Here is a 17818-nt window from a genome sequence, read left to right on the forward strand (position 1 = left end):
GTCCTCCTGCACTGGCCTCTTCGCGGGCTTGCCCGCGAAGAGGCCGGAACAGCCAATATCAATGCTAGATCAATTCTTGTCCTGGCAATCCAGCTGCAGGTTGGCCTGGGTGATGTTGCTTTCAGCAGGCACACTGCGGGTCAGCCACACATTGCCACCAATGGTCGAACCTTTGCCGATGGTAATGCGCCCCAGCACTGTGGCCCCGGCATAGATCACCACATCGTCCTCGACAATCGGATGGCGCGGCAGGCCTTTGTGCAGGGTGCCCGACTCATCGCTGGGGAAGCGCTTCGCGCCCAGGGTCACCGCCTGGTAGATGCGCACGCGCTCGCCGATGATCGCGGTTTCGCCGATGACCACGCCGGTGCCGTGGTCGATGAAGAAGCTCGGGCCGATCTGTGCGCCTGGGTGAATGTCGATACCGGTGGCCGAATGTGCCAGCTCCGAACTGATCCGCGCCAGCAGCGGCAGGCCGGCCTTGTACAGGTGATGCGCCAGGCGGTGATGGATGATCGCCAGTATACCCGGGTAGCACAGCAGTACCTCATCGACGCTGCGCGCGGCGGGGTCGCCGTGATAGGCGGCCAGCACGTCGGTGTCGAGCAGCACCCGCAATTCCGGCAGCGCAGCAGCAAAGCCCTGGATCAGCTTCAACGCATGGCCATCGACGCTGGCCAGTTCAGCCTTGCTTTGCCGGGCGGCATAGCGCAATTCCAGGCGCGCCTGGGTCAGCAAGGCGGTCAGCGCGGCATCCAGGGTATGGCCAACGTAGAAGTCTTCACTCTCTTCGCGCAGGTCCACAGGCCCAAGGCGCATGGGGAACACCGCGCCGCACAGTTGCTCCAGGATCTGCCGCATTGCTTCGCGCGACGGCAACTCGCGCCCGCCCTGCTCGCCAATGCTACGGCCATTGCGGGTGCGCCACTGCTCACGGGCGCCGCGCAGGCCGGTGACAATGCTCTGCAACTGCCAGTGCGCGGATGAAGGTTGTTCGCTCACGGTTTTCTCCTGCCGTATAGGCCATCTGGTTTTTCGCCAGGCCCGGCCCTTTCGCGGGCACGCCCGCTCCCACAGGTACAGCACCGCTATTGAGCCCTGTGCTGTACCTGTGGGAGCGGGCGTGCCCGCGAAAGGGCCGGGCCTGCCTACATGCGATCCACTCTACGGCAAATCCGTCCCTTGGAAAAAACATCGCTTTATTCCATCCTGCGCTAAGTCGGGCATAAGCCGCGATGACGGAGTGAGCATCCTCGCCTACCCTCAAAGCAGCCAACCCCTGGCAAATATATAAAAGGGAATAACAAAATAATTTTTTATTATTTCCTGGCCTAAGAAGCCAACCCTATAGTCGCCACCTCACTACTTACACAACAAGCGCGGGGCTCTGACATGTCGAAATTCGCCAAACCGCTACTCAACGCCAGCCTGGCCATCCTGCTGGGTGCCGGCCTGCTCAGCCAGGCGTTCGCCGGCGAGCAGTTGAAGACCATCCAGGAAAAAGGCGTGATCAACGTCGGCCTGGAGGGCACCTACCCACCGTTCAGCTTCCAGGACGAGAACGGCAAGCTGGCCGGCTTCGAGGTGGAGCTTTCGGAACTGCTGGCCAAGGAGCTGGGGGTCAAGGCCAAGATCCAGCCGACCAAGTGGGACGGCATCCTTGCCGCGCTGGAATCCAAGCGCCTGGACGTGGTGGTCAATCAGGTGACCATCTCCGAGGAGCGCAAGAAGAAATACGACTTCTCCGAGCCCTACACCGTTTCGGGTATCCAGGCCCTGATCCTGAAGAAGAAAGCCGAGCAGTTGAACATCAAGACCGCGCAAGACCTGGCCGGCAAGAAAGTCGGCGTGGGCCTGGGCACCAACTACGAACAGTGGGTCAAGCAGGACGTCCCGAAAGCCGAAGTGCGCACCTATGAAGACGACCCGAGCAAGTTCGCCGACCTGCGCAACGGCCGTATCGACGCCATCCTGATCGACCGCCTGGCCGCGCTGGAATACGCGCAAAAAGCCAAAGACACCGAACTGGCCGGCGATGCCTTCTCGCGTCTGGAAAGCGGCGTGGCGCTGCGTAAGGGCGAGCCTGAACTGCTGGCGGCAATCAACAAGGCCATCGACAAGCTCAAGGCTGACGGCACGCTGGCCAAGCTGTCCGAAAAATACTTCGGTGCCGATGTCACCAAATGATTGCTGAAAGCCTGCAACTCGTTGTCGACTCCGCGCCCTTCCTGCTGAAGGGCGCGGGTTATACAGTGCTGCTCAGTGTTGGCGGCATGTTCTTCGGCCTGCTGCTGGGCTTTGCCCTGGCGCTGATGCGGCTGTCGAAGATCTTGCCACTGAACTGGCTGGCGCGGATCTACGTGTCGTTCTTCCGCGGCACGCCGCTGCTGGTGCAGCTGTTCGTGATCTATTTCGGCATGCCGCAGATCGGCATCGAACTCGACCCCATCCCGGCTTCGCTGATCGGCCTGTCGCTGAACATGGCGGCCTACATCTGCGAAATCCTGCGCGCTGCAATTTCCTCGATCGACCGTGGCCAGTGGGAAGCCGCCGCCAGTATCGGCATGACCCGCGTCCAGGCCATGCGCCGGGCGATCCTGCCCCAAGCCTTGCGCACCGCCCTGCCCCCGCTGGGCAACAGCTTCATTTCGCTGGTCAAGGACACCGCGCTGGCGGCAACCATCCAGGTGCCCGAGCTGTTCCGCCAGGCGCAGCTGATTACCGCGCGCACTTTCGAAGTGTTCACCATGTACGTGGCAGTTGCGGTCATCTACTGGGTGCTGTGCAGCATCCTTGCGCACTTCCAGAACCGCATGGAAGCGCGGGTCAACCAGCATGATCAGGAGCAATGAGCATGATTGAAGTCAAAGGCCTGACCAAGCAGTTCAAGGGCCAGACCGTGCTCAACGGCATCGACCTGACCGTGCAACCCGGCGAAGTGGTGGCCATCATCGGCCCCAGCGGCTCGGGCAAGACCACCTTCCTGCGCTGCCTGAACCTGCTGGAAACCCCCGACGCCGGGCAGATCAAGATCGGCGCCATCAGCATCGATGCCAACCGCCCGCTGGGTGGCCAGCAAAGTGCGATACGCCGCTTGCGCCAGCAGGCCGGGTTCGTGTTCCAGAACTTCAACCTGTTCCCCCACCGCACCGCCCTGGAGAACGTGATCGAGGGGCCGGTGATCGTCAAGAAGACGCCCCGCGAGCAAGCCATCGAGTTGGGTCGGCGCCTGATGGCCAAGGTTGGCCTGGCGGGCAAGGAAGACGCCTACCCACGGCGCCTGTCCGGCGGCCAGCAGCAACGGGTGGCCATCGCCCGCGCCCTGGCCATGGAGCCGGAGGTGATCCTGTTCGACGAACCCACCTCGGCACTGGACCCGGAGCTGGTGGGCGAAGTGCTGGCGACCATCCGCGGCCTGGCCGAGGAAAAGCGCACCATGATCATCGTCACCCACGAGATGAGCTTTGCCCGCGACGTGGCGAACCGGGTGATCTTCTTCGACAAGGGCGTGATCGTGGAACAGGGCGAGGCCAAGGCACTGTTTGCGGCGCCGAAGGAAGAGCGTACCCGCCAGTTCCTGCGCAAGTTCCTCGGTACTGCTGCCTCCGAGTAACCTGTTCCGGCCCTATCGCCAGCAAGCCAGCTCCCACAGGTACATCACAGGGCTCGAATGATGTGGCGTACCTGTGGGAGCTGGCTTGCCGGCGATAGGGCCACTACATGAAAAGCAAATCCCATCCTTCTATACATATTCCAAAGAGTTAGTTCATAAACTTTTTATAAAGCATTAGGGTATATAAACCGGACCACCGGACCAGCACACTTTTGTCGCGACCAGCTGTAGCGACACAACTTTTTTGTGAGGTCAGGAATGGTCAGGATCACAATCACCCCAGTGCGTATCGCCAGGGCATTGAGTGCAGCCAAGGAGCGGTACTGATGTCCAGCCAGCCAAATACCCAATTCCATAGCGATCTCGACAGCTCGCCCCTGCTGCTGCCGGCCAAGGTACTGCGCAACGATGCCGAAGCCTTGCAAGCGGCCCGCGAACTGGCCGAGGTTGCCCGCGAGCAAGCCGCCCGCCGCGACCAGCAACGCAAACTGCCGTGGGCGGAGATCGAGCTGTTCACCCGCAGTGGCCTGGGCAGCATCAGCGTACCCAAGGCCCACGGCGGCCCCGACGTGTCGTTCGAAACCGTAGCCGAAGTGTTCCGCCTGATCAGCGCCGCCGACCCGGCGCTGGGGCAGATCCCACAGAACCAGTTCGGCATGCTGCAACTGATTCGCCTGACGGCGACCGAGGCGCAACAGGCGCTGATCTTCCGCAGCGTGCTCGACGGCTGGCGCATCGGCAATGCCGGCCCCGAGCGCGGCACCAAGGACACGCTTACCCTCAGGGCCCGGATCACCCGTGCCGGCGACAGCTATCGCATCAGCGGCGAGAAGTTCTACTCCACCGGCGCCCTGTTCGCCCACTGGGTGGCGGTAAAAGCCCTCGACGAGGAAGGCCGTCAGCGCCTGGCGTTCGTGCGCCGTGGCAGCCCGGGGCTGCGCATCGTCGATGACTGGTCCGGGTTCGGCCAGCGCACCACCGCCAGCGGCACTGTGCTGCTGGACCAGGTGCCGGTAGACGCGGAGCTGGTGATCGACAACTGGCGCCAGCGGGACATCCCCAACATCCAGGGCGCAGCCTCGCAGCTGATTCAGGCGGCGATTGACGCCGGCATTGCCGAAGCGGCAATCGATGATGCGATCACCTTCGTGCGTGAAAAGTCCCGCCCGTGGATTGAAGCCAACGTGGACCGCGCCAGCGACGACCCTTATGTGATCGCCGACATCGGCAAGCTGAAGCTTGAGCTGCACGCCGCCGAAGCGCTGCTGCGCAGGGCCGCGCGGGTACTCGACGAGGTCAATGCTGCGCCCATCGACTCAGCCGGCGCGGCCCGGGCCTCGATTGCGGTAGCCGAGGCCAAGGTGCTGACCACCGAAATTGCCCTGCAGGCCAGCGAGAAGCTGTTCGAGCTGGCCGGCAGCCGCGCCACCCTTGCCGAGTTCAACCTCGACCGCCACTGGCGCAATGCCCGGGTGCACACCCTGCACGACCCGGTGCGCTGGAAGTACCACGCGGTGGGCGCATACCACCTCAACGGGACCCTGCCTGCGCGGCATTCCTGGATCTGATTTGCTGCCTTTGGGGCTGCTGCGCAGCCCTTCGCGGGCTTGCCCGCTCCCACAGGATTACCGCCGCCTGAACTGGCATCACTTTACCTGTGGGAGCGGGCAAGCCCGCGAAGGGCCGCGAAGCGGCCCCCGGAGAACTCTATGACAATCGCTATCATCACCAGCGACGCCCAGGCCCTGGCCGTCGCCGAGGACATCGCCCAGCAACTGCGCCGCGACAGCGCCCTGCGCGACCGCGAGCGCCGCCTGCCCCACGCCGAACTCGAGCTGTTCACTCGCTCCGGCCTGTGGGCCATCAGCGTGCCCAAGGCCTTTGGCGGCGCCGGCGTGTCCAACGTCACCCTGGCCAAGGTCATCGCCCGTATCGCCCAGGCCGACGGCTCGCTCGGGCAAATCCCGCAAAACCATTTCTACGGCCTGGAAGTGCTGCGGGTAAACGGCAGCCCCGAGCAGCAACAGCGCCTGTACGCCGAAGTACTCGCCGGCCGCCGCTTCGGCAATGCCCTGGCCGAGCTGGGCACCAAGACCGCCAACGAACGCACCACCCGCCTGAGCCGAGACGGCGAGGGCTTTCGCATCAACGGCCGCAAGTTCTATTCCACCGGCGCCATCTACGCCCAGCGCATTCCTACCTCGGTTGTCGATGAGCAAGGCGTGCAGCAGCTGGCCTTCGTCACGGCCGACAGCCAGGGCTTGCAGGTGATCGACGACTGGAGCGGCTTCGGCCAGCGCACCACCGGCAGCGGTTCGGTGGTGTTCGACAACGTGTATGTCAGCGCCGCTGATGTGGTGCCGTTCCAGAGCGCATTCGAGCGCCCCACGCCGGTCGGGCCGCTGGCGCAGATCCTCCATGCTGCCATCGACACTGGCATCGCCCGCGCCGCTTATGAAGATGCCCTGCACTTCGTGCGCACCCGCAGCCGCCCGTGGGTCGACTCCGGCCTGGACAAGGCCACGGATGACCCGCTGACGCTGAAGAGTTTCGGCCACCTGGCGATCCGCCTGCATGCCGCCGAAGCCCTGCTGGAGCGCGCCGGCGAATACCTCGACCGCGCCCGCGACGACAGCACTGCCGACAACGTTGCCGCCGCCTCCATTGCCGTGGCCGAAGCGCGGGCCATCAGCACCGAGATTTCCCTCGCCGCCGGTACCGCGCTGTTCGAACTGGGCGGCAGCCAGGCCACCCTGGCAGAGCACAACCTCGACCGCCACTGGCGCAACGCCCGCGTGCACACCCTGCACGACCCGGTGCGCTGGAAGTATCACGCCATCGGCAACTACTACCTCAACGATGCCAACCCACCACGCCGGGGGACCATCTGATGGCCAAGCAGATTCTGCTCAATGCCTTCAACATGAACTGCATCGGGCACATCAACCACGGCCTGTGGACCCACCCACGGGACACCTCGACCCAATACAAGTCGCTGGAATACTGGACCGACCTGGCACGCCTGCTGGAGCGCGGCCTGTTCGACGGGCTGTTCATTGCCGACATCGTCGGCACCTACGACATCTACGGCCAGTCGCTGGACGTCACCCTGAAGGAGTCGATCCAGCTGCCGGTCAACGACCCGCTGCTGCTGGTTTCGGCCATGGCTGCGGTCACCCGCCACCTGGGTTTCGGCCTTACCGCCAACCTCACCTACGAGGCGCCGTACCTGTTCGCCCGGCGCCTTTCCACCCTCGACCACCTGAGCAATGGCCGGGTGGGCTGGAACATCGTCACCGGCTACCTGGACAGCGCCGCCCGGGCCATGGGCCTTGAGCAGCAGCCCGAGCACGACCGCCGCTACGACCAGGCCGACGAATACCTGCAAGTGCTGTACAAGCTGCTGGAAGGCAGCTGGGCCGACGACGCCGTGGTCGCCGACCGCGAGCAGCGTGTCTATGCCCAGCCCGAAAAGGTGCGCAAGGTCAGCCACCACGGCGAGTTCTACAACGTCGAGGGCTATCACCTGAGCGAACCCTCACCGCAACGCACCCCGGTATTGTTCCAGGCCGGCAGCTCGCAGCGTGGCCTGGCGTTCGCCGGCAACCATGCCGAATGCGTGTTCATCAGTGGCCAAAACAAGGCCGCCACCCGCGCCCAGGTCGACAAGGTACGCGCGGCCGCCCGGGCCGCCGGGCGCGACCCGCAAGCGGTCAAAGTGTTCATGGGCATCACGGTGATCGTCGCCGCCACCGAGCAAACGGCCCAGGCCAAGCATGCCGAATACCTGCGCCATGCAAGCCCCGAGGCCGGCGTCGCGCACTTCGCCGCATCCACCGGCATCGACTTTGCGGCCTACGGGCTGGACGAGCCGATTGGCTTCAGCCAGGGCAATGCCATCCAGTCCGCCACGCGCCAGTTGCAGGACAACGCCTGGACCCGCCGTCGCCTGCTTGAACAGCACGCCCTGGGTGGCCGCTACGTAACCCTGGTCGGCTCACCGGAACAGGTGGCCCAACAGTTGATCGCCTGGGTCGACGAAACCGGGCTGGACGGCTTCAACCTGACCCGCACTGTCACCCCGGAAAGCTTCGAGGACTTCATCGACCTGGTCATCCCGCAGCTGCAACAGCGTGGCCGCTACAAGACCGCCTACGCCGAAGGCACCCTGCGCGAAAAGCTGTTCCAGGCTGACCACGCGCACCTGCCCGCCGATCACCCGGGCTCGACCTATCGCTTTACCCCGACCCCTGCCCCGACTGGAGCCCTGCACCATGCTTGAGAAACTGTTCCGGCCCGTCGCGGCCTTTGCCCTCACCCTGGGCCTGTCCGCCAGTGCCCTGGCTGCCGAACCGCTGAAGATCGGCACCACTTCTGCCTTCGCCATCCCGCTGGAGGCTGCCGTGGAAGAAGCGCACAAGCAAGGTCTGGAAGTGAAGCTGATCGAGTTCAGCGACTGGATCGCGCCCAACGTCAGCCTCAACAGCGGTGACATCGACGTTAACTACTTCCAGCACATCCCGTTCCTTGAGAACGCCAAGGCTGCGGCAGGCTTCAACCTGGTGCCTTACGCGCCGGGCATCATCAACAACGTTGGCCTGTACTCGAAAAAGTACAAGAGCTTCGCCGAGCTGCCTGAAGGCGCCAGCGTGGCCATCGCCAACGACCCGATCAACAGCGGCCGTGGCCTGCTACTGCTGGCCAAGGCCGGGCTGATCACCCTGAAGCCAGGTGTTGGCTACAAGGCCACCGAAGACGACATCGTCGCCAACCCGAAAAAGCTGAAAATCCTTCAGGTGGAGGCGGTTCAGCTGGTTCGCGCCTACGACGATGCCGACCTGGTGCAGGGCTACCCGGCCTACATCCGCCTGGCCAACACCTTCGATGCCACCTCGGCATTGCTGTTCGACGGCCTGGAAAACAAGGAGTACGTGATCCAGTTCGTCATCCGCCCGCAAAGCAAGGACGACCCGCGCCTGGCCAGGTTCGTCGACATCTACCAGCACTCGCCCGAGGTGCGCGCAGCGTTGGACAAAGCCCACGGCAAGCTCTACCAAGCCGGCTGGGAAGGCTGACATGAGCCAGGCCAGCGCGCTCAGGGCGCCTACACCACAACCATTGCCGCCAACGGTCAAGGAACAGGCCCTGCGCCCGGAGGTCAACGACGCCCATGTGCGCTTCATCGGCCTGGGCAAGACCTACCCTGGCCAGGCACAACCGGCCTTGCAAGGCATCGACCTGAACATCCGTCATGGCGAGATCTTCGGCATCATTGGCCGCAGCGGTGCCGGCAAATCTTCACTGCTGCGTACCATCAACCGCCTGGAGCAACCCAGCCAGGGCCGGGTACTGATCGACCAGGTGGACATTGCGCCTTTCGACGAGGACCACCTGGTGGCGCTGCGCCGGCGCATCGGCATGATCTTCCAGCACTTCAACCTGATGTCGGCCAAGACCGTGTGGCAGAACGTCGAGCTGCCGTTGAAAGTGGCCGGCGTGGCCAAGGCCGAGCGCCAACGCAAGGTGCGCGAGCTGCTGGAGCTGGTCGGCTTGGAGGAAAAACACCACGTGTACCCGGCGCAACTGTCCGGCGGGCAGAAACAGCGCGTCGGCATTGCCCGGGCGCTGGTGCACGACCCCGAGATTCTGCTGTGCGACGAGGCTACCTCGGCGCTGGACCCGGAAACCACCGCTTCGATCCTTGAGTTGCTGCGCGACATCAACCAGCGCCTGGGCCTGACCATCGTGCTGATCACGCATGAAATGGCGGTGATCCGCGATATCTGCCACCGGGTGGTCGTGCTGGAGCGCGGCGAAGTGGTCGAGCAGGGCGAAGTCTGGCGGGTGTTTGGTGCTCCATGCCACGAGGTCACCCGCACCCTGCTTGCGCCGTTGCGGGCCAGGTTGCCTGCCACGCTGCAAGCCAGCTTGCGGGCCAGCCCGACAAGCCGCGACAGCGCTGTGGTGCTGAAACTGACCCTGCTCGGCGAACCCGAGCTGTCTGCTTTGTTCAACGACCTGGGCGGCAGCGTGCGCCTGCTGCAGGGCGGCGTGGAAACCATCGGCGAGCATGCCTTGGGGCAACTGATCCTGTCGGTGCAACACTCGCCGCACGACACCCATCAATTGCTGGAACGTGCCCGCCGCTGGGCCGAGGATGTGGAGGTACTGGGTCATGTGGTTTGATCGCCTGCTGGAAGGCTTGCTCGATACCTTGCTGATGGTCGGCGTGTCGTCACTGGTTGCCCTGGTGGTGGGGGTGCCTATGGCGGTGCTGCTGGTCACCAGCGACAAGGGCGGAATATTCGAAGCACCGCTGCTGAACCGGGTGCTGGGCGCCTTCGTCAACCTGTTCCGCTCGATCCCGTTCCTGATCCTGATGGTCGCGCTGATCCCCTTCACCCGCCTGGTGGTAGGTACCACCTACGGGGTGTGGGCGGCGGTGGTGCCGCTGACCATTGCCGCCACGCCGTTCTTTGCGCGCATTGCCGAGGTCAGCCTGCGCGAAGTCGACCATGGTTTGGTGGAAGCTGCACAGGCCATGGGCTGCCGGCGCTGGCACATCGTCTGGCACGTGCTGTTGCCCGAGGCGCTGCCGGGCATCGTCGGGGGTTTCACCATTACCCTGGTGACCCTGATCAACTCATCGGCCATGGCCGGGGCAATCGGTGCCGGAGGCTTGGGCGACATTGCTTATCGGTATGGCTACCAGCGCTTTGACAGCCAGATCATGCTGACCGTGATTGCCATGCTTGTGGCACTGGTGGCGTTGATCCAGCTGGGTGGGGACCGCCTGGCGAAGGGCTTGAACAAGCGATAGACGGGGGCCGCTGCGCGCCCCATCGCCGGCAAGCCAGCTCCCACAGGTAGCGCGCCGACCTCAGGGCTTGTGCAATCCTTGTGGGAGCTGGCTTGCCGGCGAAAGGGCCGCAAAGCGGCCCCTGGGTCTCAATCCCAGCGCAGATCCGCAGCCGGCACCGGCCGCCCGAACCAGTACCCCTGCCCCAGCTGGCACTGCTCCTGCAGCAGGAAGCTGGCCTGCTCCGCCTGTTCGATGCCCTCGGCATGCACCTGCATGCCCATGCTGCGTGCCAGGGCAATGATTACCCGCACGATCGCGATGTCATCCTCATCCAGCGGCAACCCGGCAACGAAGCCCTGGTCGATCTTCAGCTTCTGCACCGGCAAACGCTTGAGCCGCAGCAACGACGAATACCCGGTGCCAAAGTCATCGATGGCCAGGGTCACCCCCAGCTCGCGTAGACGATGCAGTTGCTCCAGCGCCACTTCCGGGTCTTCCATCACGGCGCTCTCGGTGACTTCCAGCTCCAACAGGGCCGGGGCCAGGCCGGTGTCGTGCAGCACTTGGGCAACCTGCCGGTACAGCTCGTGCTGGCCAAACAGCCGGCTGGAGATGTTCACCGCCACAAACGCCAACTGCCGGCCTTCGGCCTGCCACTGCACCATTTGCCGACAGGCCTGGCGCAGCACCCAAGTGTCGATCTCGGCGATCAGCCCGGTGCGCTCGGCAATCGGGATGAACTCGCCCGGCGGAACCAGGCCGCGCTGCGGGTGCTGCCAGCGCACCAGCGTCTCGACCCCGACCTGCCGGCCTGTCGCCAGGTCATGTACCGGCTGGAAGTACACCCGCAGCTCGTCCTGCTCCAGGGCCCGACGCAGCTCACCGGCGGTCTCGACCCGGTGCTGGGCGTGAGCGGTCAGCTCTTCGGTGTACAGCGCATAGCAGGCCCGACCATTGCTTTTGGCCTTGTACAACGCTGCGTCAGCATTACGCAGCAACTGCTCGGCGCTCAAGGCGTCGCTGGGGAACAGGCTGATACCGACGCTGGCACTGATGAACAGGCGATTTTCCTCGAGCAGGAATGGCTCGCGCATACGCTCGATGATGCACTGCGCCAGCTTGCCCGCCTGGCCGACCTGCTGGCAGTTCTCGGCCAGCACGCCAAACTCGTCGCCGCCCAGGCGCGCCAGGGTCACGCCGTTGCCCAGCACCTCGCCCAGGCGCTCGCCCACCAGCTTCAGCAACTGGTCACCGATGGTGTGGCCCAGGCCGTCATTGATACTCTGGAAATGGTCCAGGTCCAGCAACAACAGGGCACAGCCGCGCTTGTTGGCCTGGGCGGCCGCCAGGGCTTGCTCGACCCGGTCGCTGAACAGCAGGCGGTTAGGCAGGCCGGTCAGCGGATCGTGGTGGGCCAGGTAGGCCAGCTCCTGCTCCGAATGCTTGATCGCACTGATATCACTGAACACCGCCACGTAATGGCTCAGCTCACCGTCGTCATCGCGGATGGCGCAGATGGTCTGCCATTGCGGGTAGATCTCGCCGCTTTTGCGCCTGTTCCAGATTTCGCCGCTCCACTCGCCCCGCGTGGCCAGGGTGGCAAAGATCTGCTGGTAGAACGCCTGGCCATGGCGGCCCGATTTGAACTTGCTCGGGCGCTGGCCGATCACCTCGTCCTGCTGGTAGCCGGTGATGCGCATGAAGGCGCGGTTGACGTGCACGATCAGGCCCTGGCGGTCGGTGACCAGCACACCTTCGAGGGTGCTGTCGAACACTGCAGCAGCCATACGCAGCCGCTCCCGGTCCTCCCCACGCAAGCGTGCTCCAATGCCGATGAAGTTCAACAGCCTCACGCGCGAAATATAAATGAGCACGGCGCTGAACAGCACCCACAACACCACATTGATCTGCCGCCCCACAGTCAGCGCCAGGGGGTCGTCAGTCATGCCGTGCAGCATCACCTCGGCCAGCGCCAGCCAGAGGATCGAGAGCACCACATACAGCGCAGCCATGCGCAAGGCGTCGCGAACGGAAACAGACATGTCGGGTGGGATTGGCCATCAGAAAGGAAGGGCGATTATAAAGGTTCTGGTGCTCTATGGGGGCGGGCGCGCCCGCTCCCACCTCGACCGCGTGAAACATCGCGTGGTCAGCTTTGACTGGTTTTATTTCCCCGCCAAGGGATAATCAGCCCTTCCCCCCCGCATTTCGAGGGTATTTACACCTATGTGGTACAACGGCCTGCTCGACTTGTCGGCCTGGCAACTGGTCGGCATCACTCTGCTGATGACCCACGTGACCATTGTCAGCGTCACGGTCTACCTGCATCGCTACTCCGCGCACCGGGCCCTGGAGCTCAATGGCGCGCTCAAGCATTTCTTCCGCTTCTGGCTGTGGCTGACCACAGCGCAGAACACCCGCGAATGGACCGCCGTCCACCGCAAGCACCACGCCAAGTGCGAAACCCCCGACGACCCGCACAGCCCGGTGTACAAGGGCCTGGGCACGGTGCTGCGCAAGGGCGCCGAGCTGTACCGTGAAGAGGCGCGCAACCCCGAAACCCTGCGTATCTACGGCAAGAACTGCCCGGATGACTGGATCGAGCGTAACCTCTACTCGCGCTACAAGCTGGGTGGCATCGTGCTGATGGCAGTGATCGACCTGCTGCTGTTCGGCACCGCCGGCATCACCATCTGGGCAGTACAGATGATGTGGATTCCGTTCTGGGCCGCCGGCGTGGTCAACGGCCTGGGCCACGCGCTCGGCTATCGCAACTTCGAATGCCGCGACGCTGCCACCAACCTGGTGCCATGGGGCATCGTCATCGGTGGCGAAGAGCTGCACAACAACCACCACACCTACCCCAATTCGGCCAAGCTGTCGGTCAAGCGCTGGGAGTTCGACATGGGCTGGGCGTGGATCCGCCTGTTCTGCCTGTTGCGCCTGGCCAAGGTGCAGCGCGTGGCACCCATCGCCCACCGCGTGGCGGGCAAGGCCAGCCTGGACATGGACACTGCCATGGCCATCCTCAACAACCGCTTCCAGATCATGGCCCAGTACCGCAAGCTGGTGATCGGCCCGCTGGTCAAGCAGGAACTGGCCCGGGTGGACGCCTCGGTGCGCCACCATTTCCGCCGCGCCAAGCGCCTGCTGTCGCGCGAAACCAGCCTGCTGGAAGACCGCCACCATGTGCGTATCGAGTCCATGCTTGCCCATAGCCAGGCGCTGAAGACCATTTACGAAAAACGCCTGGCCCTGCAGCAGATCTGGGCGCGCACCAGCGCCAACGGCCACGACATGCTGGCTGCCATGAAGGACTGGATACACGAGGCCGAAACCAGCGGCATCCACGCCCTGCGCGACTTCGCAGCACAACTGAAAACCTACTCCCTGCGCCCGACTGGCGCCTGACCGCCGTTGATCGGCACGCCCCATTGCGGTGCGTGTCGTTCGGAACTTAGCCACCTCGACGCCACTCAAATCTGGCACATCGCCCGCGTGGCGGGCCAGATGCTGGCCGCACGCTTTTACGTCGAGACCCGCTTCGTGCACATGGCCAAGAACATTCCAACGACATTGCCCGGCACCTCACCTCCCGAAGCCGCCCAGACTTTACTGGCGCTACTCCACGCCCAAGGCGAGGTAGCCCGCCTGAGCGAGCGCGACCAGTTGTTCAGCTCGTTGCTGGACAGCGTTAACGCGGTGCTGTGGGCCTTCGACTGGGAAACCCGTCAGGTGCTGTACGTAAGCCCCGCCTACGAGCGCATCTTTGGCCGCCCGGCCAGCCTGGTGCTGGCCGACTACAACGAATGGCGCGACAGCATCTACCCTGACGACCTCGAGTTTGCCGAACGCAGCCTCGCCCAGGTGCTGCTCAAGGGCTCGGTGGAAGACCGCGAGTACCGCATCCTCAATGCCGACGGGCAACTGCGCTGGCTGAGCGACAAGTGCTACATCAACCAGCAACACGAGGGCGACCGGGTAATCATTGTCGGTATCGCCGAAGACATCACCGAGAAGAAGCAGCTTGAAGGCGAACTGCAGCGCCTGGCCACCACTGATGTGCTGACCCAGAGCAGCAACCGCAGGCACTTCTTCGAATGCGCCCAGCAGGCCTTTGACAGCGCCCGCGAAGACGGTACGCCGCTGGCCTTTCTGCTGCTGGACATCGACGACTTCAAACGCATCAATGACAGCTACGGGCACCAGGAAGGCGACCAGGTGCTGCAACACATCGCCGACAGCGGCAAGGCCGTGCTCCGCCGTGGCGACCTGTTCGGGCGCATTGGCGGCGAGGAGTTTGCGGCGGTGTTCCCCGGTTGCAACACGCAAGTGGCCGAGCAGATTGCCGAACGCTTGCAGCGGCAGATTCAGCGTTTGAGCTTCAACCATGGCGAGCAGACGTACGGGGTGACCGTGAGCCAGGGGCTGACTGGGCTGACAGAAGAAGATGTGGCCCTGGACAGCCTGTATGCCCGGGCCGATGCGGCGATGTACCAGGCCAAGCGGCAGGGCAAGAACCAGATCGTCCGCGGCTGACCCATCCCCCGCTGGAAAGGTATAACTGGGGCTGCTTTGCAGCCCCAAAAACTCAGCTGGGCGCTTCAGCCTCCGCCACAGGAGGCTCTTCCTGGGGCTTCACCTCCGGGTTATCCACCTTGCGCAGCCGGTTCAGCTCCGGCAGGCCAAGCTTGAGCAAGCGCGCGGTCTTGCCACTGGCCACTTTCTCCAGCCCCTGCTCGGCCGGCAGCCGCGACAACTGCCCCGCCAGGTTCATGGCCAGGATCTCCCGCGAATACACGCCGCCGCCCAACTGGTAGATCGCCGCGATCAATTCGCGCAGGGCCAGCGGCAAACGCCAGCGTGTACGCAGCGCTGAGCCGAACGCCGCCCCGAACTCATCCAGCGATTGCTGCACGTCGCGTTCGTCCAGCTCGCCCCCGGCCAACCGCCACTCTTGCAGGCAGCGCAACACCGCCAGGTCGCCCAGGCAATGTAGCAACCCCGCGCAATAGCAGCGCCCTTCGTCCAGCTCGAGCATGCGCGCCAAGGTACGGCCATATTCGGCCGTATGCAGTGAAAGGTCCCAGTACCCGGCAGCGTGCTGCGCCAGCAACGGGTCGCTGAGCCGCGCGCTGCGCTTGAGGGTCATGCCCAGAATCAGGTTCATGCTCTGGGTGCTGCCAAGCTTGTTCAGGGCCTGCAGCAACGTTTGCACCGGCGCTTCACGGTGCAGCGCGGCGCTGTTGGCGGCCGCGATCAACACGGCGGTAACCTGCGGATCGTTACGCACCTCCTCTTCGAGCACCTTCAGGTTCAGGCCCTGAGGGTTGAGCGCCCGCTTGATCGCCACCTGCACATCGGCCAACAGCGGCCCGCCATCGGCGGTGGAGCGGCGCTGCTCAAGGTAGGCGGGCAAGCTGGCACCTGGCTGCAAGGCCGGCACGGGGCAGGCGATTTCTTCGCCAACGGCCAGCAGCAGCTCTTCCAGGCGCTTGCGCAGGTTGTCCAGGTTCAGTGGTTTGCTCAGGTAGGCGGTAGGGTGCAGGGGCAACACCTCGTGCACACTGGCGCTGTCGCTGCGGTTGCTCATGAGGATGAACGGCAACCCCGGCCCTTTGGCGCGCACCTTGCGCAACAGGTCCAGGCCGTCGACACCGGCCAGCTCGCGGGCGGCGATAATCAGGTCTGGCTTGCTGGACAGTGCGCTGAGTGCCTGCGACCCATCGGCGCATACCTGCAGGCGGGCATCGCAGCGCACGCTGAGCAGCATCTCGCTGAGCATGTCACGCACCCAAGGGTCGCCTTCGACAATCAGTACGCTGGGTGGGGTGGGGTCTACAGCGCTCATCGCCAACTACTCCTGAATAGCCTGACACGCAGTCCGTCGCAGCTTCCAAAGCAAATCCTCCGCTAACCATAGCGCCACATGGCTTTTCTGGGCACAAAAAAAACCCGCCGAAGCGGGTTTTTTCAGAAGCGCGTCACATCAAGCGAGTTCAGCGAAGCACTCTTCGATGATGGCCAGGCCTTTGTCCAGCAGTGCGTCTTCAGCAGTCAGCGGTACCAGGATACGCAGAACGTTGCCGTAGGTGCCGCAGGACAGCAGGATCAGACCCTTGTCGCGTGCCTTGGCAACAACCTGGCCAACGGCAGCAGCGTTCGGGGTGTGAGTGCCTTTCTCGAAGACTTCAACAGCAATCATCGAGCCCAGACCACGGACGTCGCCGATGATCGGGTGCTTCTTCTGGATTTCGCGAAGGCCGGTGGTCAGGCGCTCGCCTACAGCCTTGCTGCGGTCCAGCAGTTTCTCTTCTTCGAACACTTCGATCACGGCCAGGGCCGCGGCGCAAGCGATCGGCGAACCGGCATAGGTGCCGCCCAGGCCGCCCGGCGCGATGGCGTCCATGTACTCGGCCTTGCCGCACACACCGGCCAGCGGGAAGCCGCCAGCGATGGATTTGGCGAAGGTGGTCAGGTCAGGCGCAACGCCCATCTGTTCCATGGCGAAGAAGGTACCGGTACGGCCAGCGCCAGTCTGTACTTCGTCGGCGATCAGCAGGATGCCGTGCTGGTCGCACAGGGCGCGCAGGCGCTTCATTAGCTCTTTCGGCGCTGGCAGGAAGCCGCCTTCGCCTTGTACCGGCTCGAGGATGATCGCGGCGATGTCTTTCGGCTCGGCGTCGTTCTTGAAGATACGCTCGACCGAAGCGATGGCTTCGTCAACGCTCACACCGTGCAGCTCGTTCGGGAACAGCGCGCGGAACACGCCGCCTGGCATCAGGCCCATGCCAGCGGAGTACGGCACGACCTTACCGGTCAGGCCCAGGGTCATCATGGTACGGCCGTGGTAAGCGCCGGTGAAGGCGATGACGCCAGCACGGCCGGTGGCGGCACGGGCGATCTTGACGGCGTTTTCAACGGCTTCGGAGCCGGTGGTAACCAGCAGGGTCTTCTTGTCGAAGTCGCCTGGTACCAGCTTGTTGATCTTTTCGCACAGCTCTACGTAGGGTTCGTAGGCCAGCACCTGGAAGCAGGTGTGGCTGACTTTGGTCAGCTGCTCTTGCACGGCGGCAACCACTTTCGGGTGCAGGTGGCCGGTGTTCAGTACTGCGATGCCGCCGGCGAAGTCGATCAGTTCGCGGCCTTCAACGTCGATCACGGTCGAGTTCTTCGCGGTGTCGACGAAGATCGGGTGGATCTGGCCAACGCCACGTGGGACGGCGGCTACACGACGTTGCATCAAGGATTCGTTGGTCTTGCTCATAATGCCCTCATTGCGCCGACAGGAATGGCGCTTTTATTCGGGGGTGGCTGGGAGTGCTCGCGCACAGTATTCGTTGATCGACTGCCGTAAACGCCCTGGCCACCAGGTACTGCGATGTAAAAAAGGCCAGCGAGAC

The 17818-nt window shown here is 63.9% G+C and carries 15 protein-coding genes; 11 read left to right on the plus strand and 4 right to left on the minus strand.

Going from position 1 to position 17818, the window contains the following annotated elements:
- Positions 1–69: 69 nt before the first annotated feature.
- Positions 70–1002 (minus strand): serine O-acetyltransferase EpsC, encoded by a 933-nt coding sequence (gene epsC / locus JOY50_RS18440; RefSeq protein WP_243055609.1) that lies wholly within the window; start codon positions 1000–1002, stop codon positions 70–72.
- A 390-nt stretch (positions 1003–1392) separates the two neighbouring features.
- On the opposite strand from epsC, the gene tcyJ reads away from it, so the two are divergent.
- The 9 genes from tcyJ to JOY50_RS18485 all read left to right on the plus strand — a co-directional run bounded on the left by tcyJ (position 1393) and on the right by JOY50_RS18485 (position 10433).
- Complete coding sequence (gene tcyJ / locus JOY50_RS18445; protein WP_132842774.1) at positions 1393–2187, plus strand: cystine ABC transporter substrate-binding protein; 795 nt, start codon at positions 1393–1395, stop codon at positions 2185–2187.
- Entirely contained in the window at positions 2184–2852 is a 669-nt protein-coding gene (gene tcyL / locus JOY50_RS18450) for a cystine ABC transporter permease (protein ID WP_016497537.1), read from the plus strand. Before tcyJ ends, tcyL begins: the two co-directional genes overlap by 4 nt.
- Before the next feature lie 2 nt (positions 2853–2854).
- Positions 2855–3613, plus strand: a complete 759-nt coding sequence (gene tcyN / locus JOY50_RS18455) for an L-cystine ABC transporter ATP-binding protein TcyN (protein ID WP_086976025.1) — start codon at positions 2855–2857, stop codon at positions 3611–3613.
- A 326-nt stretch (positions 3614–3939) separates the two neighbouring features.
- Entirely contained in the window at positions 3940–5181 is a 1242-nt protein-coding gene (locus tag JOY50_RS18460; RefSeq protein WP_132842772.1) for an SfnB family sulfur acquisition oxidoreductase, read from the plus strand.
- 141 nt (positions 5182–5322) lie between these two features.
- Positions 5323–6504, plus strand: coding sequence for an SfnB family sulfur acquisition oxidoreductase (locus tag JOY50_RS18465; RefSeq protein ID WP_243055610.1), 1182 nt, complete (start codon positions 5323–5325; stop codon positions 6502–6504).
- Positions 6504–7895, plus strand: coding sequence for an LLM class flavin-dependent oxidoreductase (locus JOY50_RS18470; protein WP_132842768.1), 1392 nt, complete (start codon positions 6504–6506; stop codon positions 7893–7895). Before JOY50_RS18465 ends, JOY50_RS18470 begins: the two co-directional genes overlap by 1 nt.
- Positions 7888–8688 (plus strand): MetQ/NlpA family ABC transporter substrate-binding protein, encoded by an 801-nt coding sequence (locus tag JOY50_RS18475; RefSeq protein ID WP_019473682.1) that lies wholly within the window; start codon positions 7888–7890, stop codon positions 8686–8688. The genes JOY50_RS18470 and JOY50_RS18475 overlap by 8 nt, the downstream gene beginning before the upstream one ends.
- Position 8689: 1 nt before the next feature.
- Positions 8690–9799: a methionine ABC transporter ATP-binding protein gene (locus tag JOY50_RS18480; protein WP_243055611.1), complete on the plus strand. Its 1110-nt coding sequence runs from the start codon at positions 8690–8692 to the stop codon at positions 9797–9799.
- Positions 9789–10433, plus strand: a complete 645-nt coding sequence (locus JOY50_RS18485; protein WP_019473680.1) for a methionine ABC transporter permease — start codon at positions 9789–9791, stop codon at positions 10431–10433. The genes JOY50_RS18480 and JOY50_RS18485 overlap by 11 nt, the downstream gene beginning before the upstream one ends.
- 128 nt (positions 10434–10561) lie before the next feature.
- Here JOY50_RS18485 and dibA read toward each other — a convergent pair whose 3' ends face one another.
- Positions 10562–12457 carry a phosphodiesterase DibA gene (gene dibA / locus JOY50_RS18490; protein ID WP_132842763.1) on the minus strand — a complete coding sequence of 632 codons (1896 nt, stop codon included), beginning with the start codon at positions 12455–12457 and terminating at the stop codon, positions 10562–10564.
- A gap of 184 nt (positions 12458–12641) precedes the next feature.
- Between dibA and desA the strand changes: the two genes are divergently transcribed.
- Together desA and JOY50_RS18500 are read left to right on the plus strand one after the other, a co-directional pair.
- Positions 12642–13826: a delta-9 fatty acid desaturase DesA gene (gene desA, locus JOY50_RS18495; protein ID WP_019473677.1), complete on the plus strand. Its 1185-nt coding sequence runs from the start codon at positions 12642–12644 to the stop codon at positions 13824–13826.
- A gap of 99 nt (positions 13827–13925) precedes the next feature.
- Complete coding sequence (locus JOY50_RS18500; protein WP_243055612.1) at positions 13926–14954, plus strand: sensor domain-containing diguanylate cyclase; 1029 nt, start codon at positions 13926–13928, stop codon at positions 14952–14954.
- A 52-nt stretch (positions 14955–15006) separates the two neighbouring features.
- Here the strand turns inward: JOY50_RS18500 and JOY50_RS18505 are convergent, their stop codons facing one another.
- On the minus strand, positions 15007–16266 hold the full coding sequence (locus tag JOY50_RS18505; protein WP_132842758.1) for a response regulator: 1260 nt from the start codon (positions 16264–16266) through the stop codon (positions 15007–15009).
- 138 nt (positions 16267–16404) lie between these two features.
- Positions 16405–17682: a 4-aminobutyrate--2-oxoglutarate transaminase gene (gene gabT, locus JOY50_RS18510; protein WP_019473946.1), complete on the minus strand. Its 1278-nt coding sequence runs from the start codon at positions 17680–17682 to the stop codon at positions 16405–16407.
- Positions 17683–17818 lie beyond the last annotated feature (136 nt).

The organism is Pseudomonas sp. BP01, from assembly GCF_022760795.1.
Classification (GTDB): Bacteria; Pseudomonadota; Gammaproteobacteria; order Pseudomonadales; family Pseudomonadaceae; genus Aquipseudomonas; species Aquipseudomonas putida_Q.